Here is a 25,969-nt window from a genome sequence, read left to right as displayed (position 1 = left end):
ATCCATTTGGCCAAACCCAGGGGTCACTACTGCCCCCCACGGCAGGTCCATAGTTGCCTAGCGAAAAGGGGAAACCGTGAAATTCCAGACTGTCCGCGACCTGCTTTCTGAGAAAGAACTTGAGGCGATTCAGGCCGCACCACTGATTTCGACAGGACGTTTTCCCACCTGGTATCCAATTTTCTCATCAGATCGGCGTCCGGTTGACTATCTCAGCAACGAAGCTGTCGCCCGTATCTGCAGCGAGGGCGACGTTGGCTGGCTTGGCTTGCTCGCTCCGCGCCTCTGCCGTATGGACGATCCCGAAGAAGCATCGGCTGCGCTTGCCGAACTGCGTACCTACGGCGCTTTTTTGGAAGCCGGCTTCAAGGTCAGACCCATTCCCGTAAAGGATGATTCCACTCCAGACTTTGAGGTCGACGCCGGCGACGGCCCCGTCATTGTCGAAGTATTCGCCAAGCATCAGGATGAGAGCGAAATTACGCTGTGGGAGGAGATCGAAGCAGGGAAGACGCCGGAAGGGGTCGAGCGGCGCAGCGCGAAGGTCAATGGAGGCGAGATCAGGACAGTAATCTCCGAACGGCGCCCTGGCGGGGCGCCTGACCCAGCCAAACCAAATGACAGCGTGCAGGCCAATCTCATCAGCCGCATGTGCGGGGCGAAGGGAAAAGAGGACCAGTTTCCTTCCGACGGACCCTCGCTTTTGTGGATCGACTTGCGAAGCTTCGGCGCGTGGCCGGAAGCAGTAAAACTGGAACAATGCGTGCCTCTTGTGTCGGGCCATCACGGTCTGACCTCGGGCGCGCTCTGGTATGCCTTCTATGGCTGGAAAGACGCGCCAATATTCGAGGAAGATTTCCCGCTGCACGAGCGCGTCGTGAAGATGGGTCACAACGGGCGTTTCCGGTTGGAGGGGAAGAAAAAAAGCAAACTCTCCGGCGTGATCCTCGCTCTTCCGGAAGGCCTCGTCCTACTTGAGAATCCGTGGGCGAACCATGCGCTTCCCGATCAAGCCCGACGCTTTGCTGAACGGCTGCCGTGGTTCAATCTTGGTCATTCGGTCTGCAATTGGTCACCGGGCGATGCTGAAACTCTGGCAGAGACTGGCCGTCGTCAAATCGAAGCGATGAAGACGTGGCGCGAGACACTCGATCCTCCTTGATCGCGCAGCGAGAATGATCCGTTTGCGACCAGCGGCGAAAAGCGATGCCGGCGCAAACTCGGAATGGCGGCGGCCGAAGCTGGGCACCGTTATGTCATTGTTACGCCTATTGATTTCCGAGATGATCGCTCGGTTGTGACCGGTCCGCTTTGCGCCAAAAGCAACAGTTTGATCCCATATTCAAACTTGCCGTTTAACAACCGGCCGAGAGGTCAAAAGATGCGCGTTCTCCGTTGAGACACAGCCTATCAAAGCCACCTTGCTTGCGCATGCACGTGCCTGATACCTTTCCCTCATGCAGACGCACGATCAGTACAGCGGTGTTTTCCTTCCAACTGACAACCAATTTGCTGGGTATCTGCGCATTGGAGGCGCCGACAGCCTCGTGAAGCTGACTGGAAAGAGCTTCTGGGCGCACCCCGCATCCGAGTACACGGACATTCACGGTATGCTGGGCGACGGCAGGAAAGCCTCGCTTGTGGATTGCACGCTGCACGGGCAAACGCGGCACCGCCTCGATGAGAACGCACAATTCGAGAGCGCATTCTTCCCGAACTATGTTGCCGTCGGTGAAGAGTTCATCCGCTCCAATGAACCTGTCATCGTGGCTGTTCGCTACCACTTCGAAAACGTCACGAGCTTACTGCGCGGACAAAAGACCTTCCGGTCTCTGAATCCAGATCCCGACGACGTGCGCAGACTGCTGGAAGCGGACCACAAGCGATCGGAGAAGATTGCCGAGGAACATGGCTGGCCAAAACACCTCTTCGAACCGGAGATCGGCGAGCATCCGCACTTGCTATATTTCAGCGGTGTGTGGGAGATCATCGCGGCTGACGCCAAGCTTGGAAGGATTTCACTGACAAACCGTACCTCTCACGGTTCGGGAACTGCGGCTGGAATCGGCATTGACAACGAAGTGACTGCCAACATCGAATTCGTCCAACCCACGACGCTCAGAGACGCCGTCCGCGCGCTGTATACCCTGCACGGTCTTTTCGAGCTCAGCCTGGGGCACCGGCAGCGCTATCGGTGGATCGAGCTTGAGCTCACTCACCTTGCGAAGCACGGCGAACACGACCGGCACCAGACAGCTCGGCTGTACTGGAGCCTGTGCAACGAGCGTGTCAAGGATGACTCAAAAACAAGTCTGACGGACATACTCTTGGCCCCGTGTCGGCGTCCCGAAGAGTTTGCCAAGGTGGCAGCAGGCTGGATGGACAGCGCCGCGATCATGGGTGATCCCCGCGAGCGCTTTGCGACGGCGTTTTTCGGGCACTACGGCATCAACCGCATTGTCGGCGCCGCCAATATGTTCGATCTACTGCCGGAAAGCCATGCGCCGAAGAAGAAGGTGCCCGATGCGCCTCTGAAGGCAGCAGTGCAAAAATGCCGCGAGATATTCACGGTCCTGCCAGACAGTTCCGCCAGGCAGTCCGTACTTTCGGCCTTGGGGCGTATCGGCACGGCCAGCCTTCGCGACAAGGTCTGTCACAGGGCTGATAAGCTCATCGCGATGGTTGGCGACAAGTTCCCTGACTTGCATCTACCGTGCAAGCACGCTGTTTGGGCCCGCAATCACTATGTGCACGGCAGTTCCGCGTCATTCGACTACCAGGAGCACTTCACGGAATTCGCGTTCATCACCGATACGCTGGAATTCGTATTTGCCGCCTCCGACTTGCTTGATCTTGGATGGGATTTGAAGAGCTGGATGGCCGAAGGCACGTCGATGTCGCATGCGTTCGGCGCCTACATCATCAACTACCCGGAAAACATGCGCCGTCTCAAAGCTCTGGTCGTCGAGTAGCCTTCTCGAAGGCCCGGCACTAATGAAGCGGGGCACTCCTATTTCATCGGTGCGCCCATAGAATAGGCTCTTTGAAGAGCCGCGCCGTCGGCCTAGCCCGCGAAGGTGGGCAGGTCCGGCCCTGTTGATCCATGCCCAAGGCGGCAGCCGCTGCCGCTGCTGCATTCGGTACAGTTAGGGTCGATCCGCGGCGCTGACAGCGACATAGCGCGCGAGGGCCCGTTGAACCGCGCGAAGTCGAGCGTGACAGATGGCGCCGCAAGGGCCGTCATGAAGTACAGGAAGTCATCGCAGGCGTGAGCCGCACCGACCGCATTCAGCGTGACAACGCTGGGGGCGACGACTTCCTCATCGTCTACATAACGCTGCGCCCTGCGCTCGTCGGCGCGCTTGGCCTCATCGGCGAGCTTTCCGGGATTGATGAGCTGATTGCACCACAAGCAATTCATACCTGGCCGAAGCGGGCGCACAACGCTGAAGACATCGGTGAGCCGCCCTGCTCGATCCACCGAGACCTTGCTCCCGATCTGAACACCCGGGATCAGATATTGATGAACGATGGCATTGACGAGAAGGCGCGCCCTCATCTCATCGGCCGCGAGGAAGATGTAATCGCAATCCGAGATCGCCGCCGCAGCAGCAGGATCAAGCGCATTGCGGGCGATCGTCACAACTCGCGCCTTCCGGTTGGCTTCCTTAATGACCCGACGGGCGATGTCGACTTTGCGGGAAGCCCAGCTCATCGCGAAGCGGCGCAACCAGGCCGGCGCTGACGGTCCGCTCAGCCCCCACCAAACGTCGCTCCAACGCGATCCCACGACGCGAGGCAGATTGGTAGGGTCGAGCCGATCGGCATCAATGAGCACGAAAGAGCCCACGCCCAACCGCGCTAGGTATTCGGCCACGAGAGAACCGACGCCACCGAGACCGACAATGGCCACTTTGGCGCTACGCAGGATCTGCTGGCCTGCCTCGCCAAGCATCCGTGTCTGCCGGTCATAAAGCGGATCGCTCTTGTCGATATCTCCCAGAGCCGCGGGTCGAAGCACGCGTCGCCGCCGTCCGACGATCTCGGCGCGGTCGAGCGTTACGCGACGACCGTCCGGCAGCCAGATGTCGCCGGCGACTGCGCCGTCAGCAAAAACGAGCGCCCCGACCGCGTTGCCGCGACTGATGTCAAGGAGTGCGGGGTAGCCGCGCTCATGGCTGGCAAAATCGTCCGAGGAAAATCCAACTGACCCGTAGCCGCCATGATTGTGGATCGCGAGGTAAACGAGCTTTTGGTCGCGGCAGCCAAGAATGCGTTCCTGGATGAACTGCGCTCGCAGCATGCGATAGCCGCGCTTTCCAGGGACGTAGTCGACACCATCCTGCGCAAGAAACAGCTCCCGCGCTAGAAGTCGGGCGCCACCGCCAGGCAGAGGATGCAGGCCGGCGATAAGGACGGCGCCGTGTTCGTCTCCGTCACCGGGGAACAGGTGCCCGTTGAGGTCCTCGAACAAAGTCTCCGGGATGGTCAGCGACCAAAGCCCTTTCAGCGCGACTTCAGCCACTGGAGCACCTTCAGAAGTTTATGCAGCGGAGTTTCGAGGCCGGCGGAATCTTTACCGTTCGAGCGTCGGGAAACCTGGACGGCGGTCCGTGCAGGCAGCGTCCCCGGCGTCTTGAGCGCCGCTTGATCGGGGAAGGTATGGCTTGCTGACAGCCCCTCGCCCAGCGCGGCGCCATCAATGCGGGCGAGGTCAGGGCGAACGAAATGCGGATAGACATCCGCGTAGGGACACGTCGAGGGGATGTGGAAACCGATCCAGGTTTCCTCACGGGTGAACGGCGCTCCGAGCGGAACGCCCTCCACTATGACGTAGGCGCCGCCGTCGCGGTCGGGCGCGACGTGAACGCCGTCCCGGCCGAACTGGGCGGTAATCGCCGCGATAGCCTTCGTGACAGCCGGGCTCATCGTCGCCCCTAGCTGTTGTCGTCGTCGGCGATTGCAAGGAAGCGCTGACCGGGCTTTACCCGGATGCGGTCGCGGTCGCCAACGATGCGGGTGTGACCGGGCCTCGTCTCCAGGCTCAGGATGAAGTCGAGCTGGATGGCCACGCTATCTGCGATCGCAGCCTGCTTGATCTCAAGACCAGAGCGAACGCCACGGCGGATAGTGACCGGCTTCTCATTGACGAAGATCTCGATCTCCAGCAACCTATGACGAAGCTTGAAGACCTCGACCCCCTCGCCGCCCAGATCGATGATGTCGTCATCGTCGACTTCGCGTTCGAGATGGCCGTCGAGGACCTGGACAACGACCAGATCCTCGCCGGTCTGCCCCGCGAGCGCTTTGACAGTACCACCGGAAACCAAGGCACACGGCCACTCCAGACGCAGGTTTTCGACTTCGAGCCGGAAGCTCCTGTCACTCTTGACGACGATAAACTTCTCGATGCCCCGCGCCTCGATATCGGTGAGTTCTTCGAGACGGAGCTCTTCGAGCGCCCCGTCCGGCAACCACTGGAGAACAATGTACTCCATCGTGTCGCGGTGACCGGACGCCTCAATGATCTGACGACCGGAGGGCACCGGGTCACGGAGGATGTGGCGGGTGAAGTTCAGGTCGGTGCCAGCGATCTCGATCGGCCATTTCTGGCCCCGCGCCGCCGTACCGTTCAGAGCATTTTCCAGAACTGACATATGTCAGACCTCCTTACCGAATCAGTTGACCGACGATTCGCGGCATGCGAATCTGGATCACATGTAAGACAGCATGGAATCGTTCGGTTCACCTGTCAACCGCTGTCTTATAAGTAATCCAAGGAGGGGACGATGATATGGTAACGCTGGAGAATCTCGGCCTACGCGTAAGGGAGAAGCGCGGCGAGCAGGGCATTCGGGCAGCAGCAGCAGAAATCGGAATTAGTCATGCTACCCTGTCGCGGGTAGAGCGGGGCTTCATGCCTGATCTCGCCAACTACCGCCGCATTTGTAGATGGCTCGGTATAGAGGTCGAGGCCGTCACCGGGGTCGGGGCAAGCGCTGCTGCTTCGGAGGCCCGAGTTCATTTCAGGAAAAAGCCGACCGTGAGTGCGAAGACGGCGCAGAATCTTGCTCAGATGATTTTGACCGCTCAGGCTGCGATGGCGAACCTGCGGCAGGAGAGCGATTGACGGTGTCCAACCTGCGGCGTGGCTTCAAGACCTGGTGCGAGAATGCGGCGGCGAGTTACCGTCGCGATCTTGCGCTCGGCCGCGACGCGGCCCTCGACCCCTTAATCCTGGCCCGGCACCTTCGCATCGTGGTTTGGACGCCGGAGCAGGTTCCCGGCATCAAGGGAGATGTCGTAACACACCTGACGGTCACCGATGCAGATAGTTGGGATGCGGTGACCATCCAATCGCATGGTGTCACAGCCATTGTGCTCAACAGCGCGCCGGACATCGGGCGGCGTAACAACTCGCTTGCTCATGAGCTTTCGCACATCATCCTCGAGCACGAGCCTGCCCACGTATTTCACACGCCGGACGGGCACATGCTGATGAACGAATACAACGCCGTGCATGAGGAGGAAGCGAACTGCCTCGCGGGCACGCTGCTTGTGCCCCGCGAGGCTCTGTTGCAGGCCATACGCCTAGGCTTGAACGACAGCCGTATGGCCAGTCATTTCGGCGTGAGTCCGCAGCTCCTGAGGATGCGGCGCAATGTTACAGGCGTGGACCGGCAACTTTCCTACAGCCGCGGTTGAACCTCAGCGATGCCTCGCTGAGGTTCGCCCTTCGCCACTAACGGTGTGCCGCCGCGCGACCACAAAACAGCGGCGCGTCATTGAAGCTTTGACGCACATGGCGCCATCCCGGCATCTTCTCGTCCAGCAACCCTGAGAGCCGTGCGCTACGGTCGGGAACGATGAAGTGCAGCACCACATAGTTGAGGCACTCCCGGCGCCTCATCACAAACTCTAGATTAAGGCGGATGGATCGGAGCGCCGGATTGCTACGGTCCCACCTCGCTTTCATACACTGGACAAAGAAAAGGGAAACCTGAAGGATCTCTCAACTTCGGTGTTGGTGGTATCCTTCATCAAATACTTATCTGTGTGCCAGTATTCTTCCCCAGCCTCTCTGAGGGCTGGTCTAAAAATCGCAGGAACCTCCACTTTTATATATTATTCCACGGCCAACACCGTCAATTACTGCAAAAGATTCAAATCCAGTAGCGACCGGGCATATTTTTCGATGAAGCGGCGGGCATGCTTCATCCCGTCCCCAAGCTCGGCTTCGCTGATCTCATGGGCGCGGTGGATTATCCCATCCCGCCGCCCGACCAAGGCACTCAGATTGTCCCGGTAGGACAGACGCTGCGGAGCCTGCAGCACCCCAATTCGCTGCAACGCGTCCTGCAAGGCGCGTAGCGCCTCCCGAGGGCCAAGAGTTTCAGTGCCATTCTCCCGGAATGCCGAGAGTGCGAGGTCCTCGCGCCGCTCGAACAGTCCGTACAGAAACATTTCGACCGCATGCACCGTTGCGATGGCTGCAAGGCGCCGGTTGTTGGCGCCCCCTTCCAGCTGCAGCTCTTCTGCCTTGCGGAAGAAGTCGCGCGCCATCAGGAGAAAGCCATCCACCTGCGGCAGCATTTCATTCTGGCGCGCGAGATATTCAAGCACGGTTGCCGCAACGAAATTCTCAGCCCACGGCGCAGCCTGCCAGCCACCGAGCACAGTCTGGCCAGCTACGAGCCAAGCATCTCCAGCGGCGAGAACGTGAGGCACATCATCGACAAGATCAGACCGGCGAATGGCTTCCATCGCCAGTATTGTCGCGATGACATCAGGATCGGCGCCGCCAGCATCGCGCGACAGCGCGCCTACGTCAGGAATGACCTGCGTGATGAGCCATGACACAGCTTTCCTGATCGCATCGTGGTACCGATCATCGCCGAGCCGCTGCAGCGACACCGTCGCAAGGGCTGTAGCGCGAACGCCTGGGCGGCTCACGCCTTCTCTAATTTCACTCCAAAAGCCCTGCATTTCCTGGCGGCGCACGAGACGGTCGGTCAGCACAGCGATTTCCCGGCGGAGGCCCCCGACAAGTCTTGGGCTTCGCGAACAGCGCCAGAGGGCGTAACCTATATCTTCAACAGACGAGGCTGCTTCACCGTCACCGGCGCCGAGCGCGATCATGTGCGCGGCGCATTCTTCCAGCGCGGCGTGAAGGCGTGCCGTTTCTGTCGCGCTGCCATACAGGTCAAGAAACCACACAAAGGAGTAAGGCCAGTCTGCGGGCAAGTCTTGCTGGTTGTCGTGACGTGCAACTACCGCAACGACAGCATTACGCCCTTCAGGCGTACGAGGTTCGATCCCGAGGATGGGATACAGTTCAGGTGTCGGCTGCTGAAGGATGCGCGCCGGTACCAGTGACAGGGCTTTGTCGAGGGTCGGCGGGAAATTCTGCAATTCCTCCGCCAGTTCGCCAGCTTCTCTCCTTCGCCCGTCCCGGCGCGCCTCTACATATTCGCCGGCAACCACGGCCACGGTGCGCTGCGCACGTTCGGCCGCACCGGTGGCAATCAGCTCCGCTGGAATCTCGCCATCCTTGATCGCCCAGTGTGTCCGGTGCTGCTCAAACTGCGCAATGCCCAACTGATCCGCAGTCCTCAATACCTCCGCTCGATCGAGATAGGCATGTTCTGGGTCGGGCTCGAAAGTAAAGGCCAATTCATGTCCCCGCCGGACAATATTTCGAATGCGCCCGTGCCTGACTACGCGGGCATGCGGGCCCCCAGCGCCGACTTCGTACATTAGCAGGGCAGGTACTTCCTCAAGCCGCCGCAATGTTTCAGGACGGGCAAGGTCGATAGCTTCGGCCTCGGCTCCGCTATATTCTTTGAACCGGTCGATGGTTGAAGTGTAGGGTGGGTTTTCCCACCATTCGCCGTTGCCCGATACGAGTAGATTGAACATATAACCCTGCGCCCCTGCCGCCCTCTTCATTCCGTCGCCGTCCATAGCGGCGGGCTTTCCGTTTCTTTGAAAATACACGAATTTGTGTACTCATAATACCCAAATCAGCCTATTGTCAAAGATGCGCTTGTCGGATTCTTTAATTAAGTGCTATTATGTGTACTATGGGTGCACTTAAAGAAGATAAGCTAAAGAACGTTCTGGAAGCCGTCCCTGCTGGCTTCGTCGTCGATGCGCCTTGGCTGGAAGCTCATGGCGTCAGCCGGTTCCTCACCCGCAAATATATAGCGAGCGGCTGGCTGGAACGCCTGCAACGCGGCGTGTTCCGCCGACCAACTCCGCAACCGGTCCCGCTTGACTGGCAAACCTGCCTGCTCTCGCTCCAGCACATCATGAATTACCAGGTCCATGCGGGCGGTATCACCGCCCTCAGTCTGCAGGGATACAGCCACTATCTGCCGCTCGGCACGTCGCCGCCCGTATGGCTCTACGGCAGAGCCATCCCGTCATGGCTTGCACGCCTGAAACTCGATGCGCCGCTGACTACACGTAGCATCTCCCTGTTTAACGACCCGACCCTCGGCCTTGCCGAAAGCAAGTCTGTTAGCGCCAACACGCTGCCCTGGGGCTGGGCGCTCCGCCTTTCCTCACCGGAGCGTGCGATCCTCGAAGCTCTCGACGAACTGCCGGACCATGAAAGCTTCCACAATCTCGACATGATGTTCGAGGGACTCGCGACGCTGAGCCCCCGGCGCCTGTCGGCTCTCTTGCAGAGCTGCCGCAAGATCAAGGTCCGCCGCCTGTTCTTCGTGTTCACGGACCGTCACAAACATTCCTGGCGCGAGCGTCTCAACCCCGACGAGTTTGACCTCGGAACCGGCGATCGCGCCCTGGTGAAGGGCGGCAAAATTCATCCCCGCTACCGGATCATGGTACCTGCAGAATTTGTGCCTGCGACGGGAGACACCAATGGTCCGTGAAATCTACGCTGCGCAGGTTGCGCTGCTGGTGCGCCTGTTGCCTTTCATCGCGCAGGAAGAGGTGTTCGCTCTCAAAGGCGGCACGGCCATCAATCTCTTCTATCGCGACATGCCGCGCCTTTCGGTCGATATAGACCTCACATACCTGCCGGTCCGTGACCGCGCCGAAAGCCTCGCCGACATTAACGAAACGCTCGACCGGATCATGACGGCAGCCAACCGCGGCATCGTCGGTCTTGATGCCCGCCGCATCGAAGGCGGAGGCGGCGGTGCAACCCGCATCCGTGCCCGGCTCAAGGGTGCTGAAGTCAAGATTGAGACCTCACCTGTTACGCGCGGCGTAGTTCACGATCCGGAGAAGCGGTCTGTGTCTGCTGCCGTCGAAGACGAATTCGGATACGCGGCCACGCAGGTCGTGTCCTTCGAGGACCTGTTCGCGGGTAAGCTTCATGCCGCAGTAGATCGTCAGCACCCGCGCGATCTGTTCGACGTCAAACTGCTTTATGAGAACGAGGGCTTCACCGACGCTCTGTTCCGCACGTTTCTGGTTTATGTGGCCAGTTCTCCGAGACCGGCGCACGAGCTGCTTGCACCAAGCCTTGGTGTGTTGGACGAACCCTATGCACGCGAGTTCGTTGGCATGACGACAATTCCGATCACTCTCGAAGACCTTGCCGAAACCAGAGCCCAGCTGCTCGCCGATATCCGTGCGCGTCTGGACGCCAACATCCTGCGGTTCTTGACGACCCTTCACAACGGAGCGCCGGATTTCGACATTATCGGCCTGCCGCAGGCGGCATCTCTGCCGGCAGTCCGCTGGAAGGTGCTGAATCTGCAGAAACTCAGCGACGAGAATCCTGACAAGCACAAGGCGCATAAGGAGGAGCTCGAAAAGCTCTTTTCCTGAAGGAGAATCAAACGATGAAAATGGAGGCTTCCTGGCGCTTCGATACGCCCGGCCCCATGCCGACGGAAGCGGTACGTGAGTTCGACACCCTCATCGGTAAGGTCGTGGCTCAAGGCAACCGCTGGCGTATGCTCGAACATTTCAAAGGCTATTTCGGCGCATCAGGCAGGAGTTCTTCTGAGAGCTGGGCGGAATCCGACCTGGACAGTTCCATACGGCAGACAGCAGAGAATGCACCGCTGTTCATAGAAGCTTTTTACGAAGGGTGCGAGGCTCTGCGCGGCGACGACAGCATTGCGGTCCCTGATGTCGGTCGCATGAACCGCATTCTTAGGGATCATGCCGTCGGATACGAGATCAGGCCGCCAGAGTTGGTCGCCATCGGCCTTCATCAGCCGATCGCCGTTCCCGAGCGCTATCAGTCGCTCGATGAACAGGCGCAGGAGATAGTTCAGCAATCGCTTCAGCAATCAGAGAAGCTGCTCGTCGAAGGCCAGCCCCGGCAGGCCGTGCAGGAAATCCTTTGGTTGATGGAATCGGTTGTAACCGCCTTCAAAGGACTGAGCACCGGCAACACCACGATCGAGGAAAAATACTTCAACAAGATCGCGCTGGAACTCCGGACCAAAAGGAAGGGACAAACCATCGAGCAGGTTCTTGCCTGGCTCACTACCCTCCACGGCTATCTTTCATCGCCGACAGGCGGCGGGGTACGGCATGGCGTCGACCTCAAGAGCGGAATCACGATCAACGCTGACGAGGGACGTCTCTACTGCAATCTGATCCGCAGCTACGTCACCTTCCTGATGGCCGAGCATGAGCGCATGAGTCAGCGAGTCAGATCGTAAATGCGGCCCGGCGCATGGGCCGGGAATCCGGTCCGGCCAAATCCCGGGGTCGGCTTGATTGCGACGGGCTAGTGGAAACTCGCCACAAACGCGCCACAGACCAAAAAGGACCGGAGGAGATTTTGGCGGATTTCCGCGGATTTCCATGGCATGTTGATTTGTGGCAAATATTGCAATTCTGGTGCCTTTCGGCCTCTCAAAATCCGCATAAGTTCTTGATTTTATTGGTTGGAGCGGGTGAGAGGACTCGAACTTGCGACCGGGCCGAGGCACCGGTCGTCGGGATCAGCTCGAAGCTCAGCTTTCGCTATTATTTGGGTGATCAATGGCTGGACTTGGCGCGTCCGCCAAGTCCAGCCGTATTATCCAAACAAATCCTCCCCCTTTATGCCGCCTCCCAGACCTGATTAAGTATCTTCGCAGCCAGTGCTGCCTTATCTTGCGGGAGAAATCGTCCATAGTGCTGCGTGACCATCTCCGGCGTATCCTGAATGGCATAGCTCGCCTGCTCATAGGACCCGGTCTGCTTAAGGATATGCGTCGCAAGGACGTCTCGGATGTTATGTGGTCCGTGCGGGAGTAGGCCCTTGATGGCGCCCCGACCCGTGTAAGGGTTGTACACGCCGTAGCGTTGGATCGTCAGCCGCCACGCCTCATAGAAGGTGTTCTGGTCATAGGCCGGATCCTTGCTCGTCATTTTGACCGTCTTGACGAAAAACGTCCCCGGGTCTTCCGCACCGGCGAGCAGGACGTCGCGGTGACGGTTCACATAGGCGATTATGTGATCGTATAGATCCCTGACGTTCGGCAGAACGAGCCGAAATGGCTTGTTCGCAAAGTATGATGAGCTCGCGTTCTTGAAGGCGACCGACGGGATGAGGACCTCCCAGCCATTGTCGCGATCACTCCAGCGGATTTCGCCGCGCTTAAGGTCTTCGAGCTGCCGCTCCGTGCGCGGAAATTGACCGCGCGGACAGATCATCAGCTGTCGCAGATTCTTCTGTCGCAATCCCAAATGGAGGCCGAGCCTGAGCATCAGAAAGGCACGAACGGCTTCTGCGGCGGCTCTTGGATAGCGCCGTTCGTCGGGCATCCTCCGCAGGATTTCTTCGGTGATCTTGCGGTATTCCCCGACCGGGCTCGGTGCTTCCAGGACTGGCATAATCGGTTCGAATGGATCGCGATGCACACGCGCCACCCGCTGGATTTCCTTGGCCCGACCGGTCGCATGTTTGTAGAACGCATCGCAGGCACCATTCCAATCCGCCTTGGCTCGTTCGATTTCCTGTTGCGAAACGAGGCCGGGAATCGGCCGAACCCGCTGTACGAGTTGGCCATGCTGCCGAAGCCAACCGGTCTCCTGACGGGTCAAAGCGAGCGCGATACGCAGCATGTCGACTTCCCAAGTCGTGTAGAAACCGCGCCGACGTTCGCGCCACTGAACATACCAATCCCAGATCGCTGGGAAGGCGAGAAGGCCGAGCGTGAGATGATGAAGCGGCACGCCGTAACCTTTGACATTGCCCTTGGGCGAAGCGGCGAGGGCACCCCAGCATCAGGCCGAGATGCTCGATCTTCTGGGAGGTGGTCTCCTCGCCCCACACGCCGTTGCGCTGCAGACCGAGGGCGGTCAGCGTAGACGTCTTGAAGCGCACCAATTGTGCCATCTCCATGGCAAGCTGCGGCGGTGCGTCGATTACGCCCGAAAGGAGATCCGGATCAGTGTCTGGTGCTCCGTCTTCGAGATGGATGGCGTCGTCTTGATTGAGAGACTCCGCAGGTTGCGAGCGGCCATAGACAATGCCAGGAAAGCGGATGGCATATCGTTGTTTCATGGCAGCCGCCTGGAACCGGCGATAATCCGTTGCGCCGCTGATGATCACCCGTCGGACCCATTCCAGAATCTTCTCCTGCTCCGAGAGTGGCAGCAGGTTGAAGTTATCCGGCAGATGCCAAGCGAGCCGGCGTCGTTCAGCCGGGCTGATATCATCGAGATCGAAGCCGGAAGCCGCACGGGCCCGGTTCGGGATCTTCGCCTGAAAATATCCCTCGGGCAGCCGATAACGGCATTCGATGCGGCGGAGAATTTCGAGGCTCTCCACGCTACGCGGCGCCTTCGTTCCTTGCATCCAACTTAGCAACGTCTTGTTGTCGAAGGCTTCGTCAGCCCTGACGATGGCCCGATAGAGCTGCCAATAGGTCTCGCCATGACGTTGAATATGAAGGGTCAACGCCGCATCGAAGGCGACGGGATCCTCCCAATCGTCCGTGAGCGCGCGTGGGAATTCCTCGATCGGCTTTGGCTTCGGGCCCGACTTCTTTCTTAGGCGAGGAGCGGTGCCCGGAACCGCCGGCATTCGAGACGAATTCGGCGCGCCGAGTGTTTCCGACACTACAGGCGCCATCGACGCCGGTCCTTGAAAAGCTGGGAGGACTTTGGGCGGCCTTCCACGTGGTCTTCTCGGCCGCGACGGTTCGGGGTTGGACTCAGCGGCGTTCTCGATCGAGTTCGCCAGCCTCCGCGATGACGATGCCCAGAGAACCGGTTCCGCTGAACCAGCTGTCCGGAGTATGGGTTCCACGAAGGCCTTTTGGGGCCTGCCGCAAAGGCTCTTGGATTTCGACGGTTCCGATCCAGACGCGGCGATATCCTTGTCGTCTATCACGCGTAGCGCTCTTGCAATTGCGTCGAGGACGGGACGGACCGCCTCTCTGCTCTTGACCAATTCCTGCCGTTGGACGGTGCAACGCTCTGCAATCCTGCCCCAGTCGTAGGTCTTGCCTCGCAACGGTGGTGATGATCGGTGAACGACAAGGCTCAAAAGGAAAGCTTCAAGCTTTCCGAGATCCCGCGGATGAAAATGGGCCGCGAGCTTCAATCTACAAAAATGCGCGACCTTGTGGGAGAGCGCATCGGGGTTCCAGTCTGTGGACATCTGAATTTGGCTTCAAAGCGATAACCGGCCGCCACTTGAGCGTTCGGGAAGATGAGTGGGGCAGCGCACCTACACGATTCGAAAGGGGTAAATCCACAGCACTGCCGCAAAGGTAAGTGGAGAATTACAACGGCGCTCGTCAAAGAGGCCGCATCATTCGGAAATCAGATGCTTCAGTCATTCTCGAATGCCTGCCTTCCCTTTACCGTCCAGAGCGCCCGCGCCTGTTCTCCATGTTCGCTTTTGAGCTTGTCGGCCATCCAGAGCAGTGCGCCATAGATTATGGCGCGGTCGTCGCTCGTCAGGTCCACGATGCCGGCTTTGACGACAAGACCACCAAGTTCGATCAGATGCCGCGTGCGCTGGCGGCGCTCGACTTGCCAGGTGCGCATGTCATGCCGAGCCTGTGCCGCCTGATGCCGGTTGCGGGCTGATCTGTTGTGTTTGAGCGCCACCTGTGTCGCGGTCAGTCGGCGGTGTAGGTCGCCGTGCTCGCCCCTGGAAAAACGTCGCCCCGCGCCTGGCCCATGCCTCCCTCTTGCCGGCGTCCTTAGTCTCGGCGATTGCGACCAGCGCGCCGGCCAGTTCCTCGGCACTCAGCGCGTCGGCCCCGGTGGCGATCACCAATTCGCCAAGCTGCTGCACCTTGCGGCTCTTGAGCTCCCGTGCCTTGTCTTCCAGGGCCTTCAATTCGGCATCGAAATCCCGCGGTTTGCGCATCGTTGTCTCCATCATCTTCGTCGATTGTCGATGCAGCGATGATAGGGGAGCCCTTGGCGAAAGGCTGCAGGGTTGCCAGGACAGGCTGGGACGGGAAGATCCCACCCGAGATTTTTTCGAGGGAGGGCGCGCTTATACGTCGTTCCGACGTTCGCTTGGCCGTGGCACTGATCCGATCGCAATGGCGATCTATCATCTTCACGTCAAGGTCATTGGCCGCAAATCCGGCTCCAGCGCGGTGGCCTCCGCCGCCTACCGCTCGGCCTCACGTTTGCGCGACGAGCGCCTTGATCGCAGCTATGACTTCTCGGCCAAGCGCGGCGTCGTGCATTCCGAGGTGATGCTACCCGAGAACGCCCCCGCGGCCTGGAGCGACCGCGAGCGGCTCTGGAACGACGTAGAAGCCTTTGAGATCCGCAAGGACGCCCAGCTTGCCCGCGAGGTCGAATTCTCCCTTCCGCGCGAACTGAGCCAGGCGCAGGGCATCGAGCTTGCCCGCGACTTCGTGCAGGCCGAATTCGTCGACCAGGGCACGATCGCCGATCTCAACGTGCATTGGGATTTTTCCGAAGATGGCATGCCCAAACCCCATGCCCATGTCATGCTGACCATGCGTTCGGTGGAAGTGAATGGGGACGAACACACGTTCGGTCCGAAGGTACGGGACTGGAACCGCACCGAAATGGTCGAGCACTGGCGCGAGCGCTGGGCGGAACTTGCCAATCAGCGCCTGGCCGAACTCGATATCGACGCGCGCATCGACCATCGCAGCCTGGAAGCCCAGGGCATCGGGCTGGAGCCGCAAAGCCAGATCGGCGCGCCGGCCAAACGTATCGAGGGGGAGAACGCTGAAGATCGAGGCATCGACGGGGAGGGGATCGAGGTGGACCGCGCGGAACTTCACCGGGAGATCGCGCGCGGCAATGGCGAACGCATCCTCGGCAATCCTACCTTGGCATTGGACGCCATCACGCATCAGCAATCGACCTTCACGCACCGCGACATGGCGATGTTCGTCCATCGCCACAGTGATGGCCTGGAGCAGTTCAACGCGGTGATGGAGGCGATCAGCAGCGCCCCTGATCTCATTGAACTCGGCAGGGATGGACGAGGCGAGGATCGCTTCACCACACGCACCATGATCGAGGCCGAACAGCGTCTGCACCGCGCTGCCGAGCGCATGGCCGGGAGGGAGCGCCATGCGGTGAAGGACCCGGAAAGGGAAGAAGCTCTTGCCGCCGCTGAGCAACGCGGCCTCATCCTCTCGGTCGAGCAGGCCGACGCCTTGGCGCATGTCACGGATAGCCGCGATCTTGCCATCGTGGTCGGCCATGCCGGCACCGGCAAGAGCGCCATGCTGGGCGTGGCGCGACAAGCCTGGGCAGCGGCAGGCTATGAAGTCCGGGGCGTAGCGCTGTCCGGCATCGCGGCGGAGAACCTGGAAAGCGGATCGGGCATAGCGTCCCGCACCATTGCCAGTATGGAACATGGCTGGCAACAGGATCGCGATCTGCTCACCGCCCGCGATGTCCTGGTGATCGATGAGGCGGGCATGGTCGGCACGCGCCAGTTGGAGCGGGTACTGTCCCATGCGGCAGAGGCTGGGGCCAAGGTAGTCCTGGTCGGCGATCCGCAGCAGTTGCAAGCCATCGAGGCGGGCGCGGCCTTCCGCTCGCTCCACGACCGGCATGGCGGTGCGGAAATCGGCGAAGTCCGCCGTCAGCAGGAAGACTGGCAGCGTGACGCCACGCGTGATCTTGCCACCGGCAGGACCGGGGATGCCATTGGCGCCTATGACAGCCATGGCATGGTGCATGCGGCAGCAACACGCGAGCAGGCCCGCGCGGATCTGATCGAGCACTGGGATCGCGATCGGCAGGCCTCGCCCGATAACAGCCGCATCATCCTCACCCACACCAATGACGAGGTGCGCACCCTCAACGAGGCAGCGCGCGAGCGCATGCGGGACGCCGGCGATCTCGGCGAGGACGTGCATCTGACGGTCGAACGCGGCGCGCGCAGTTTTGCCAGTGGCGACCGCGTCATGTTCCTGCAGAACGAACGCGGCCTCGGCGTCAAGAACGGCACGCTCGGAACCATTCTGGAGGTGAGCACGCAATCCATGACCGTGCACACCGATGATGGCCGAAGTATCGACTTCGACCTCAAGGATTACAACCGCATCGACCATGGCTATGCCGCCACCATCCACAAGGCGCAGGGCATGACGGTGGACCGCAGCCATGTGCTTGCAACACCAGGCCTGGATGCCCATGCCAGCTATGTCGCCTTGTCGCGCCACCGCGATGGCATGGACCTCCATTACGGCCGCGATGACTTCTCCGATCAGGACCGGCTGATCCGCACCCTGTCGCGCGACCGGGCCAAGGACATGGCCTCGGACCATGAGCGCGCCGATCCGGCGCAGCGCTATGCCGAGCAGCGTGGCATCAGCTTCCGCGAACGTGTTGTCGAGATCGTCAGGAAGATCGTACCCGAAAAGGTGCGTACCCTGTTTGACGGCCTGCGCCCGTCCGCCGATGCGCGCGGCCCAGATGAGGCGCAGAGGCCGGAACGAGACAGCGTCGGAAGGGAGGCGCGCCGTGAACCCGCAGCGACCGCCAGAGAGACCTTCGAGGACGAACAGACGGCGTTGCGCAAAGCCCGCGGCGAAGCCCTCAAGCGTCATGCCCGTGCGGTGGACGCGATCGTCGCCGCCAGGGAGGCGGGCGGCAAGGAAAATCCGGAGCAGAGGCGCGAACTGACCGACGCGCGCAACGCCTTCGAGGAGGTGCGGCCCCATGGCTGGCGCGATGCCGAAGCCGCCTATCTCAAGAACCCCGAGCTTGTCCACGAGGCCGCAGGCGGCCGGATTAACCGCACCGTCCAAGCCCTGCAGCTTGAAACCGAATTCCGCACCGATCCGGGCCACCGCGCCGACCGCTTCGTGGAACGCTGGCAGAAGCTCGACCAGGCCAGCGAGCGTCAGTACAGAGAAGGTGACATGTCGGGCTACAAGGCCACGCGATCTGCCATGGGCGACATGGCCAAGAGCCTCGAACGCGATCCGCAGCTTGAGTCCATCCTCGCCAACCGCAAGGCCGAGCTCGGCATCGGGTTCGAATCAGGCCGCCGGCTTGGCGCAGAACTCGCGTTCAGCCAAGGCATCGACCTTGGAAGTGGACTGGGGATCGGCTTGTGATCCGTCCCAATTACCGCCGTCTCTTCGCTGCAGGAGGATGACCCACAAAATCCTCTTGCGCGCCCACGACGGCCCGTCCTGTCTCACATCCGGAGCAGCCAGAAAGATCCAGAAGGAGGTAGGGCGGCCATGCGCGAACCAGACCGGATCATCCGCTTGAAGACCGTCCTGTCTCGGACCGGGCTGTCCCGGTCCACGATCTACCGCAAGATCGCCGAAGGTACGTTCCCGCCTCAGATTAGGATCAGCGTCCACGGCGCCGGTTGGCATGAATATGAGATCAACAACTGGGTCGCCGATCCTATATCGTGGCGTCCGAAAGGCGAGGGATGAATTCTAGTGAGGGCGACGCATGAAGCGTCCCAGCTGTTCTATGCATCGCTTTCCCGATTGTCGTCGGCTGATGGCTGTAGCAGTCGTCGATACGTTTGAGGTGCTCGATGGGAAAGGTGAGCGCGTGTCGTGTTGTCTCAGTTAATCTTGTTACCGAATGCCTCAAATAGAATGTTACCGATCCGCGTAACGTGCGGCATTCGGAGCGACTGTTCACGCTACACTGCTGGCGGCGCGATCTGCCGCTGGACGACGTGTGAAGTGGACCCGAACAGCGGGGCTACAGCTTTGAGTTTTTGGTTGGAAGGCTGGCCGCCTCTGATCCTTTATCCAATCACGCGACAAGGCCTGTGTGTTGCTCCTGTGGCTGTGGGCATGTGGGCAACGCGTGAGCGTTGTCCAAGCTTCGCCTCCGGCGAAGCGTCATGTCCCCAGCCTTGTCCTTGAGGGCGCGGGCGGCGGCGAACTGGCCGGTAACATTCTAGGTGAGGCAACGACCCCCGCCCGGTAAAATCCTCGTTGAGGTAATGCGACAAGTGCGGGCCCGAGTTCAGCCAAGATCAGAAAGCGATAGAGCTCGCGGTGGGTTGAACGCGCCGGTAAGTGCTTCCCAGTCTTGGCAGGCGACGGGTTCATCATCGGAACAAATTGCAGCTGTCTCCAGGCCAGTCTTCCTCATGTCCGGCCCCCGGGTCAGTCCGATAATGTGGGCTGTGGCCAGTCTGCGCCCCACGCCGGATGCCAACGCAGCAAACCATACTTCCCGCCCATCAAAACAACATTTGCTCGCAATAGATGAGCACGTCAGGCATATACAACCCTAGGTCAGGCAATTTTGAACCAATCGAGGCGCGAGGGCAAAAAGTCAAGTAGAAAGCACACTAATATCCCACCATCTTATTATAACGTACATACGTTAACGGTTTGGTCTCCAAGTGTACCTATAAGACTCAAAGGAAAAGAAGCGATTTGCCGCCACTAAAATAGATCACTAATCTTGAAGCCCGCAATGCAAAAAAACGCAACATTTTTAACCCAATGATGCCATCATATCGCCTCTATTGTGCCGACGATACTACCAAATGAACGCATTAAATCTAAAATTAATTAAAGCTCTACTTGTGTCACGATTCCGTCACGCTCGTTATTCTGCAATACGATAGTCAAGCTGAAGTAGAATAAGTCTAAGCTGTATATCGCCCATTCGGCGGCATTCCTAATATCGCTCTAGAAATCCCCGCCTATATCGCATCTGACGTGCACCGTTTACTCACCAGCATTGGCTCTCAAAGTCGATGGAGAACGATATGTTGCCTTCTGATGGGGTGCCGTGGGTGTCACGACAAAACAGCAAAGTCAACCCACGACGCCCCACTGCATCGTGCGTAACGCTTCTATTCATGGTACTTACGACCGCCTCCTGCTCGTCAATAAATGGATTTCCTGATGATCCCGAGAACACTCCGGCGGTTCGGGCGTCCGTGGCAAACTATTTCGATCCAAAACTAGACGCGGCGTACGGTATAGAAACTGATCCGAGCAAGCGCGAGCAGTTACGAAATCTCATCGTACTCAATAGAATGCGAAGCTTTGATTTGGAGTTCGACCAGTTTGAGCGATCACTTTACGGTAACGCGAATGCACTCTCTACTGGGAGTGACTTAGCGGTACTCGCCTTGGGTGCCGTCGGTGCAACAACCGGCGGTGCCGCAGCTAAAGCAGCTCTCTCAGCTGCATCAGCGGCCGTCGTCGGTGCAGAAGGCGCGATGAGCAAGGACCTCTATTATCAACGGACTATGCCAGCTCTTTTGGCGCAGATGGATGCGAACCGAGCCACTGTCAAGATTGGAATCATACAGGGGCTAAAGCTTCCTGATAGCGCCTATCCGCTTGCAGCAGCTTACGTCGATCTTGAGCTTCTTAAGAAAGCCGGAAGCATTCCGGCAGCCATCTCCACCGTTACGCAGCATGCTTCAGATAACGCGGCCACAGCAGAGGAGCAATTGCAAGCGGTAAGAAACGTTTCTTTTACTTCAAGTATGTCCGCTACTAAAATCCAATTATGGCTTCACCCCAATGGCACCCTCGATATCAACAGGTCGGCAGCGCTTTTTAACTGGATGAAGGGTGATCAGCAGGATCGACGGTTACCAGTTCCAATCGATATATTTCTGGCAAGTAGCAGCTTTGAGCAAAGCAGGCAAAGAGCAATTCGAGCACTCGCAATAAAATAGCAAAAAGGAAACTGCGATGATTTGCGGAACTTTCAGAATAACGTCTGTGCCTGCTGATCAAGTCGTGGCTTTAATGCAGGAAGCGAACGCGTCTACTCCGAAGCCATTAAGCGTCACGTCAACCCCCGACGACAATGGTCAGTTTACCATTTTGAGCGTCTACCCCCCCTGTCCGACCAACGTCGTTCACGAGGTGACACCAGAACCCAGAGCCGGTAACGCGGTGGCCCCAACGCCCGCAGCCGGTAACGCGGTGACCCCAGCGCCAAATCTAGGTGGACAAACACCAGTTCCGGCCGCCGAGGCGCATTTTAGCCCCCTTGTCGTTGATATCTCGCACCATGTAGAAAGAATTGACTTTTCTGCTGTCGCCGAGGCTGGAGTTATAGGTGTAATCGCAAAAGCCACGCAAGGCACGAATTACACTGATCCAACTTACGCTGTGCGCCGCGGTCTAGCGAAGGCAGCAGGACTCCTTTGGGGAGCTTACCACTTTTGCGAAAATGGCAATGTAAGCGATCAGGTTCAGCACTTTCTGACGCAGGCAGCTCCTGGGCCTAACACTCTTTTGGTAGTAGACTTTGAGAAGAACCCACAAGATCCAACTAACTCTATGTCACTGCCGGATATGGTCGCGTTTCTTGGTCAACTCGAAGATAAAACAAAACGCAAACCAGTCATATATGGTGGAGCATATCTCAAGGAAGCGCTTGGCGCTCAACCGAATGCTGCATTAAGTGGATATAGATTATGGTGGGCAGAGTATGGACCAACCCCCAAATATCCGGGGCTTTGGCCGAATTATTGGCTATGGCAGTATACCGATGGCAAGAGTGGTCCGCAGCCTAGATCAATCGCAGGAATAACTGAACCTTGTGATCTAAATTATTACAGCGGGGCGGCAGATGATCTGCGAAAAGAATGGATCTCCTAAATAGAGTAAAGGGAGAAATCCGATGTCGAGTTCAATTACGGATACGATAAAAAGACCAATCGTACTAATGGCGCTCGGTGTAATTATCGTTATTTTCCTGCTGATTGCAGCGGCCGTGTTCTATTTTTCAAGTGGCGAATTGGGTACTTCTATACTCATTATTGCCGCGACTCTGTCTGTAGTCATTGTCTTATGTCTTGTATCGATACTGTTTGCGGCCTCGCAGCTTGATGACAAGGAAGAGGCGTTTGCGCTTCCAAAAGGCTCAATTCGGGCGGTAATTGCGATTTCGTTAATAGCGATCTTCGCAATCCTAGCTGTCTACCTCAACAATTCCATCTCGTCACCGCTGATTAGGAAGTTTGAGGGACTTGATGACTCCGCAAAGGATAAACTTTCTAATATCTACAGCGATGGGTCAAAAGGAATTATACTGGCGCTCGTTGCCTCTGGCGACAAACAGAAATTATACACCCTATATGTTGAGGAGCCGAGAGATCAAGCAGCGGTTGATTTCGCGAAGCAACTGATGACCACATTAAGTGTTCTGGTGACGTCGCTCGCTAGCTTTTACTTTGGAAGCAAGACTGCGGGCGATAAGACCGGGAAGGACTCGACTTCAAAATTGCCGAGCCCGACAGCAAGCCGAATAAATCCCCAAACAGTTGCCCGAAGTGCGGTACCGGTTGCTATCGAGGTAGGTGGTGAAAATTTGGACGGAATTGCGGCCGTGAAAATTACCAGTGGCAACAATCAAGTATTGGCTTCAGACGTCACGTCTGGAAGCGATATTGTTCATTTTAATCTTCCAATCCCGTCGCCAGGTACCCCTGCTGGCACCTGGACCGTTGTTTTGCAGACGAAAGACGGAGGTGCTAAAGTGACTATGCCCGCTGCCCTGACAATAACATAGACGATAGACTACAGAAAATACATTTATTCCATCGACAAATCACGAGTAATCGGTAATAGAGTAGAGACAGACCCGATTGCATGTTTAAGATCTTGAGGTTAGATATGGACCTTCCACGTCAAGTTTGGCAGTGGTCCCTACAAAGCAAACGGAGGATCACTATAATCTGTAGTTCAGCTTTATTACTGTGTGTCGCGGCCATTGTAATGTTGCCTATGTGGCGAGCGGACATAGGCCAGGGTAGTGTAATTTCACAATGGAATGATGTTATTGGGAAGCTTGGAATTGATCCAATATTTCCTCCCGAGGAGGATATTTATGTAGGCGATGTGATAGCGGTTATGACCCAAGACAATAGTCGACCTGAGGAGGAGACGAAGGGAGAGCCGTCACTTAACAAAGCTATTAAAATATTTCATATTGACGCGATAGAGCCGGTCCTGGAGACGACATACGAACAACTTCCTATTTTTCCTGACACAGCGCAGAGGCCTAGCAAAGAGGAAGATCCCTGGCCTCAAATAATCAACCAGAATGGAATCTTTCTTGGACACAAGGTGAGAGGTATGCTTGCGCTTGCAGCCTTTCCGGGGTTCACAATAAGAAATGAGCGAGTGCTAGCAGGGGGATTTGCTGCTTGGTTGGGTGGGCTTTTCGGAGCTTCCCATAATGATGACGAGTTGATTGAGATGAACATACCTTCGGCTGAAACCTATGGCATTCCAAGCTTGGTAGCCACTGGCTTACTTGATCGATTTTGTGCGGACGCGTTTCATCCTAATGTGTGTAGCGATAGCTCGCTCCGGCGTCAGTTAAGCTTCATCAACCCCAGCGTGTTAAAGATAGATACGGACGCGCAGGGGAGGAATTATTATCCGGTCAAGGTCGAGGTGGCTCTCATAAACCGCGTTTATCTCATACGCTCCATTGAGGAAACTAGAAAGGTTGACGAGAGCAATGAAGCATTGCTCAAAGCCATGGCGAATGGAGCGGACCAAATCGACCAAGCTAAAAAGGCGGTGTCACCGCCGCCCAGCAAGCCCGAGGACGACGATGGCCTCGCCAAAGGGCCCGCATCTCCAGATGGGACACTAAGGGGTTTAAGTTCGACGACACCAAACGGCATTCTGACAGAGATTACCTCATCTGGAGCGCAGTTTGTGCTGAAGAAAACGTTTCCGCGGCCGATCGCGATAGGTTATAGAGCGGTTCGATGGCAGCCCGACGATCCCAATGCCACGAAAAAGGGTGAGCCTTGAGATGCGTGGTTTCCTTCTTCCAAGATTGATTGGACTAATTGCGCTCCTGATTGCACAGGCCTGCGTCGATCGTTTGAAGGCCCAAGACGACCCGGCAGAGTATTGCCTTTCTCACCAGACAGAGGATAGATGCATCATATTTTACGGGGCAACTTCACCTTTCTATTCGCGCAGCGGGAATGTCGGAACTGATCAGGCCGGGGGTGTACCTGGTAATTCTCTTTACAAAATCTTCATTCACACTGGGCACGGCGACGGCAATAATGGTGGCGGAGATGACGTTTCAGAATTGGTGAAGGCGCTTCAAGGAGCAGGCTATTTCATTGGGGGAATTGACCAGAATTATGATGAGTCTGGGCCCGGAGTAGATTATTTCACGCTGCGCGACGAAGTAATTGCCGCAGATGTCGCCGCCATTGTTGATGATGTTTTGCCTGATCCAAAACATCTATTGGTTCCTCGCCTACAAAAAACGGGAAATCCGCCAGGGTATCTGGGGTTGTGGCTACACGGGGGTAACTCCCGAGCGCAAGAATGCTCGAGAAATCGTCAAATTCAAATATCTATCGCATACGCGGCTAGTCGTGATCCACAAATGCTGGCAGCCGGCCTTCGATCGTCCTGCTTTCAGGTCCCAAAACCTCGTGCCTTTACGGCGCCGCATATTGTGGATCCACATAATCCCGGGACGACGTACATTATCCCCGCGATTGTGCTGGGTAGAAAACTTGGATTGCAGGCGAGGGATGATATCGAGAATGACGTTGTTGGAATAGCACAAAAATTTCTTCCACCTTCAATCTCTGGCTTGCATCCAAACGATACGTCTTCTCCTGGAATTTTTGCGGGTGGCGAAGGGCCGGTCTCTTCGGATGTAGTAATTTATCTTTTTTAGAACGCCGCATTTTATTAGGATTCATGTCGTTGCGCGGCGATAATTTGCCGGACCTTGACCTCCTTAACGAGGCGGTAAACACGTTGTTCCGTCACCGATGATCGAGGGAGGTGACGGGATCGTCCAAAGCAATAGCTGATTTGTGGGGCGCGGTCCCCAGTTCGGTCAGGAACGCGGCGAGCGCGACGCAGGTCTGCTCGCCTTCGCTCAAGAGCATATGAACCTTCATCTTCGGATTGGCATGAATTGGACATCAACAGCTGGATCGCCCATCCCCTGTCGTGGCGTCAAAAATGGGAGGGCGGTGAACTCTGGTGAGTGCGGTGCACTTTTTCCGGAGGTTCAGCTTTTGCGGCCGTGAAAAGGGCGACGACTGTGCCACGGTGTCGACGGGGCAGACCACGCGACACAGACCCGAATCTTGTCGGGTCCACGAGTAGAGCGAGTGGTGCATCTGGGAAGGGCTACAACTAGCCTGGAAGAATTCAAAATACGCCTCAATCCCATCAAGGCGGATCTTCCTGTAGTTGGTCACCGATGCTCTGGAATGCACGTATGCAATCAAAGAGTGTAGGTAGATATATAAAATACAACGAAGAATTGTAGTCAACTTTGTAAAGCCTTTCTCAATTGTCAGTTTCGTTAATTTGAAGAGCGAGTCACGCTTATGTCACGGTAGTCAAGTTCATCTTCCCAATTAACTTTGTGACGCCAATACATTCTCGTAACATTGAGATTTCAGTTAACACCAGAGGGTGAGTTTCTGGTAATCGTCCTTTTGTCTTCTCTCTTTAGATATGAGTTCGTTGCTCCAAGAGTCATTTGGCAAATCCATTTTTCGGCGGACGCCTTGAATGGAGCCTTGCGCGATGAAAACGTTGGACACTGT

The 25,969-nt window shown here is 57.5% G+C and carries 21 protein-coding genes and 2 pseudogenes; 14 read left to right on the top strand and 9 right to left on the bottom strand.

Translation table 11 applies throughout. From position 1 onward, the window contains the following. Nucleotides 1-76 precede the first annotated feature (76 nt). Together ACMDCR_RS28310 and ACMDCR_RS28305 are read left to right on the top strand one after the other, a co-directional pair. Nucleotides 77-1,162 (top strand): hypothetical protein, encoded by a 1,086-nt coding sequence (locus ACMDCR_RS28310; protein ID WP_413989810.1) that lies wholly within the window; start codon nucleotides 77-79, stop codon nucleotides 1,160-1,162. Nucleotides 1,163-1,457: 295 nt separating this feature from the next. Further along, on the top strand, nucleotides 1,458-2,972 hold the full coding sequence (locus ACMDCR_RS28305; protein ID WP_413989809.1) for a HEPN domain-containing protein: 1,515 nt from the start codon (nucleotides 1,458-1,460) through the stop codon (nucleotides 2,970-2,972). 92 nt (nucleotides 2,973-3,064) lie between these two features. Here ACMDCR_RS28305 and ACMDCR_RS28300 read toward each other — a convergent pair whose 3' ends face one another. Genes ACMDCR_RS28300 through ACMDCR_RS28290 form a run of 3 tightly spaced genes read right to left on the bottom strand, consistent with a single transcriptional unit; the run spans nucleotide 3,065 to nucleotide 5,657 of the window. Then, nucleotides 3,065-4,525 (bottom strand): HesA/MoeB/ThiF family protein, encoded by a 1,461-nt coding sequence (locus ACMDCR_RS28300; protein WP_413989808.1) that lies wholly within the window; start codon nucleotides 4,523-4,525, stop codon nucleotides 3,065-3,067. After that, nucleotides 4,507-4,929: a hypothetical protein gene (locus ACMDCR_RS28295; protein ID WP_413989807.1), complete on the bottom strand. Its 423-nt coding sequence runs from the start codon at nucleotides 4,927-4,929 to the stop codon at nucleotides 4,507-4,509. The genes ACMDCR_RS28300 and ACMDCR_RS28295 overlap by 19 nt, the downstream gene beginning before the upstream one ends. 8 nt (nucleotides 4,930-4,937) lie before the next feature. After that, nucleotides 4,938-5,657 (bottom strand): multiubiquitin domain-containing protein, encoded by a 720-nt coding sequence (locus ACMDCR_RS28290; protein WP_413989806.1) that lies wholly within the window; start codon nucleotides 5,655-5,657, stop codon nucleotides 4,938-4,940. A gap of 137 nt (nucleotides 5,658-5,794) precedes the next feature. On the opposite strand from ACMDCR_RS28290, the gene ACMDCR_RS28285 reads away from it, so the two are divergent. Both ACMDCR_RS28285 and ACMDCR_RS28280 read left to right on the top strand, forming a co-directional pair. Next, on the top strand, nucleotides 5,795-6,130 hold the full coding sequence (locus ACMDCR_RS28285) for a helix-turn-helix domain-containing protein (protein WP_413989805.1): 336 nt from the start codon (nucleotides 5,795-5,797) through the stop codon (nucleotides 6,128-6,130). A 2-nt stretch (nucleotides 6,131-6,132) separates the two neighbouring features. Beyond that, entirely contained in the window at nucleotides 6,133-6,705 is a 573-nt protein-coding gene (locus ACMDCR_RS28280; RefSeq protein WP_413993750.1) for an ImmA/IrrE family metallo-endopeptidase, read from the top strand. A gap of 37 nt (nucleotides 6,706-6,742) precedes the next feature. On the opposite strand, the gene ACMDCR_RS28275 is transcribed toward ACMDCR_RS28280, so the two are convergent. Beyond that, nucleotides 6,743-6,976 carry a YgjP-like metallopeptidase domain-containing protein gene (locus ACMDCR_RS28275; protein WP_413989804.1) on the bottom strand — a complete coding sequence of 78 codons (234 nt, stop codon included), beginning with the start codon at nucleotides 6,974-6,976 and terminating at the stop codon, nucleotides 6,743-6,745. Nucleotides 6,977-7,149: 173 nt separating this feature from the next. After that, the gene (locus ACMDCR_RS28270) at nucleotides 7,150-8,919 is read right to left on the bottom strand and encodes a hypothetical protein (RefSeq protein ID WP_413989803.1); all 1,770 of its coding nucleotides are present in this window, start codon (nucleotides 8,917-8,919) and stop codon (nucleotides 7,150-7,152) included. 164 nt (nucleotides 8,920-9,083) lie between these two features. Between ACMDCR_RS28270 and ACMDCR_RS28265 the strand changes: the two genes are divergently transcribed. Genes ACMDCR_RS28265 through ACMDCR_RS28255 form a run of 3 tightly spaced genes read left to right on the top strand, consistent with a single transcriptional unit; the run spans nucleotide 9,084 to nucleotide 11,654 of the window. Beyond that, nucleotides 9,084-9,899 (top strand): type IV toxin-antitoxin system AbiEi family antitoxin domain-containing protein, encoded by an 816-nt coding sequence (locus ACMDCR_RS28265; protein ID WP_413989802.1) that lies wholly within the window; start codon nucleotides 9,084-9,086, stop codon nucleotides 9,897-9,899. Next, entirely contained in the window at nucleotides 9,889-10,806 is a 918-nt protein-coding gene (locus tag ACMDCR_RS28260; protein ID WP_413989801.1) for a nucleotidyl transferase AbiEii/AbiGii toxin family protein, read from the top strand. Before ACMDCR_RS28265 ends, ACMDCR_RS28260 begins: the two co-directional genes overlap by 11 nt. Nucleotides 10,807-10,820: 14 nt before the next feature. Continuing rightward, nucleotides 10,821-11,654: a hypothetical protein gene (locus ACMDCR_RS28255; RefSeq protein WP_413989800.1), complete on the top strand. Its 834-nt coding sequence runs from the start codon at nucleotides 10,821-10,823 to the stop codon at nucleotides 11,652-11,654. A 385-nt stretch (nucleotides 11,655-12,039) separates the two neighbouring features. On the opposite strand, the pseudogene ACMDCR_RS28250 reads toward ACMDCR_RS28255, so the two are convergent. From ACMDCR_RS28250 to ACMDCR_RS28240, 3 genes and pseudogenes are all read right to left on the bottom strand, one after another. Continuing rightward, nucleotides 12,040-14,011: pseudogene (locus ACMDCR_RS28250) on the bottom strand (hypothetical protein). Between the two features lie 752 nt (nucleotides 14,012-14,763). Next, nucleotides 14,764-14,982 carry a conjugal transfer protein TraD gene (locus tag ACMDCR_RS28245; protein WP_413989799.1) on the bottom strand — a complete coding sequence of 73 codons (219 nt, stop codon included), beginning with the start codon at nucleotides 14,980-14,982 and terminating at the stop codon, nucleotides 14,764-14,766. A gap of 1 nt (nucleotide 14,983) precedes the next feature. Then, entirely contained in the window at nucleotides 14,984-15,310 is a 327-nt protein-coding gene (locus tag ACMDCR_RS28240) for a conjugal transfer protein TraD (RefSeq protein ID WP_413989798.1), read from the bottom strand. Between the two features lie 181 nt (nucleotides 15,311-15,491). Here ACMDCR_RS28240 and traA point away from each other — a divergent pair, with 181 nt between their 5' ends. The 7 genes from traA to ACMDCR_RS28205 all read left to right on the top strand — a co-directional run bounded on the left by traA (nucleotide 15,492) and on the right by ACMDCR_RS28205 (nucleotide 25,080). Further along, entirely contained in the window at nucleotides 15,492-18,512 is a 3,021-nt protein-coding gene (gene traA / locus ACMDCR_RS28235; protein WP_413989797.1) for a Ti-type conjugative transfer relaxase TraA, read from the top strand. 129 nt (nucleotides 18,513-18,641) lie between these two features. Then, nucleotides 18,642-18,845, top strand: a complete 204-nt coding sequence (locus ACMDCR_RS28230; protein ID WP_413989796.1) for a helix-turn-helix transcriptional regulator — start codon at nucleotides 18,642-18,644, stop codon at nucleotides 18,843-18,845. Between the two features lie 1,307 nt (nucleotides 18,846-20,152). Further along, nucleotides 20,153-21,079, top strand: a complete 927-nt coding sequence (locus ACMDCR_RS28225; protein WP_413989795.1) for a hypothetical protein — start codon at nucleotides 20,153-20,155, stop codon at nucleotides 21,077-21,079. A 16-nt stretch (nucleotides 21,080-21,095) separates the two neighbouring features. Continuing rightward, nucleotides 21,096-22,013 carry a GH25 family lysozyme gene (locus ACMDCR_RS28220; protein ID WP_413989794.1) on the top strand — a complete coding sequence of 306 codons (918 nt, stop codon included), beginning with the start codon at nucleotides 21,096-21,098 and terminating at the stop codon, nucleotides 22,011-22,013. 22 nt (nucleotides 22,014-22,035) lie between these two features. After that, on the top strand, nucleotides 22,036-22,926 hold the full coding sequence (locus ACMDCR_RS28215) for a hypothetical protein (protein WP_413989793.1): 891 nt from the start codon (nucleotides 22,036-22,038) through the stop codon (nucleotides 22,924-22,926). Between the two features lie 206 nt (nucleotides 22,927-23,132). Then, on the top strand, nucleotides 23,133-24,185 hold the full coding sequence (locus tag ACMDCR_RS28210) for a hypothetical protein (protein WP_413989792.1): 1,053 nt from the start codon (nucleotides 23,133-23,135) through the stop codon (nucleotides 24,183-24,185). Then, nucleotides 24,175-25,080 (top strand): hypothetical protein, encoded by a 906-nt coding sequence (locus tag ACMDCR_RS28205; protein WP_413989791.1) that lies wholly within the window; start codon nucleotides 24,175-24,177, stop codon nucleotides 25,078-25,080. The genes ACMDCR_RS28210 and ACMDCR_RS28205 overlap by 11 nt, the downstream gene beginning before the upstream one ends. Nucleotides 25,081-25,118: 38 nt before the next feature. Here the strand turns inward: ACMDCR_RS28205 and ACMDCR_RS28200 are convergent. After that, nucleotides 25,119-25,315, bottom strand: a pseudogene (locus ACMDCR_RS28200) (hypothetical protein); the annotation flags it as partial. Nucleotides 25,316-25,969: the final 654 nt, after the last annotated feature.

The sequence above is a fragment of the Labrys okinawensis genome, assembly GCF_047345005.1.
Classification (GTDB): domain Bacteria; phylum Pseudomonadota; class Alphaproteobacteria; order Rhizobiales; family Labraceae; genus Labrys; species Labrys okinawensis.
This window is presented reverse-complemented; position numbering and strand designations above follow the sequence as displayed.

Coding starts and splice junctions, on each gene's coding strand:
- ACMDCR_RS28305 (WP_413989809.1), top strand. CDS start 1,458: ATGCAGACGCACGATCAGTACAGCGGTGTTTTCCTTCCAACTGACAAC.
- ACMDCR_RS28295 (WP_413989807.1), bottom strand. CDS start 4,929: ATGAGCCCGGCTGTCACGAAGGCTATCGCGGCGATTACCGCCCAGTTC.
- ACMDCR_RS28290 (WP_413989806.1), bottom strand. CDS start 5,657: ATGTCAGTTCTGGAAAATGCTCTGAACGGTACGGCGGCGCGGGGCCAG.
- ACMDCR_RS28285 (WP_413989805.1), top strand. CDS start 5,795: ATGGTAACGCTGGAGAATCTCGGCCTACGCGTAAGGGAGAAGCGCGGC.
- ACMDCR_RS28275 (WP_413989804.1), bottom strand. CDS start 6,976: ATGAAAGCGAGGTGGGACCGTAGCAATCCGGCGCTCCGATCCATCCGC.
- ACMDCR_RS28270 (WP_413989803.1), bottom strand. CDS start 8,919: ATGTTCAATCTACTCGTATCGGGCAACGGCGAATGGTGGGAAAACCCA.
- ACMDCR_RS28265 (WP_413989802.1), top strand. CDS start 9,084: ATGGGTGCACTTAAAGAAGATAAGCTAAAGAACGTTCTGGAAGCCGTC.
- ACMDCR_RS28260 (WP_413989801.1), top strand. CDS start 9,889: ATGGTCCGTGAAATCTACGCTGCGCAGGTTGCGCTGCTGGTGCGCCTG.
- ACMDCR_RS28255 (WP_413989800.1), top strand. CDS start 10,821: ATGAAAATGGAGGCTTCCTGGCGCTTCGATACGCCCGGCCCCATGCCG.
- ACMDCR_RS28245 (WP_413989799.1), bottom strand. CDS start 14,982: ATGCGCACCTGGCAAGTCGAGCGCCGCCAGCGCACGCGGCATCTGATC.
- ACMDCR_RS28240 (WP_413989798.1), bottom strand. CDS start 15,310: ATGCGCAAACCGCGGGATTTCGATGCCGAATTGAAGGCCCTGGAAGAC.
- traA (WP_413989797.1), top strand. CDS start 15,492: ATGGCGATCTATCATCTTCACGTCAAGGTCATTGGCCGCAAATCCGGC.
- ACMDCR_RS28230 (WP_413989796.1), top strand. CDS start 18,642: ATGCGCGAACCAGACCGGATCATCCGCTTGAAGACCGTCCTGTCTCGG.
- ACMDCR_RS28225 (WP_413989795.1), top strand. CDS start 20,153: ATGTTGCCTTCTGATGGGGTGCCGTGGGTGTCACGACAAAACAGCAAA.
- ACMDCR_RS28220 (WP_413989794.1), top strand. CDS start 21,096: ATGATTTGCGGAACTTTCAGAATAACGTCTGTGCCTGCTGATCAAGTC.
- ACMDCR_RS28215 (WP_413989793.1), top strand. CDS start 22,036: ATGTCGAGTTCAATTACGGATACGATAAAAAGACCAATCGTACTAATG.
- ACMDCR_RS28210 (WP_413989792.1), top strand. CDS start 23,133: ATGTTGCCTATGTGGCGAGCGGACATAGGCCAGGGTAGTGTAATTTCA.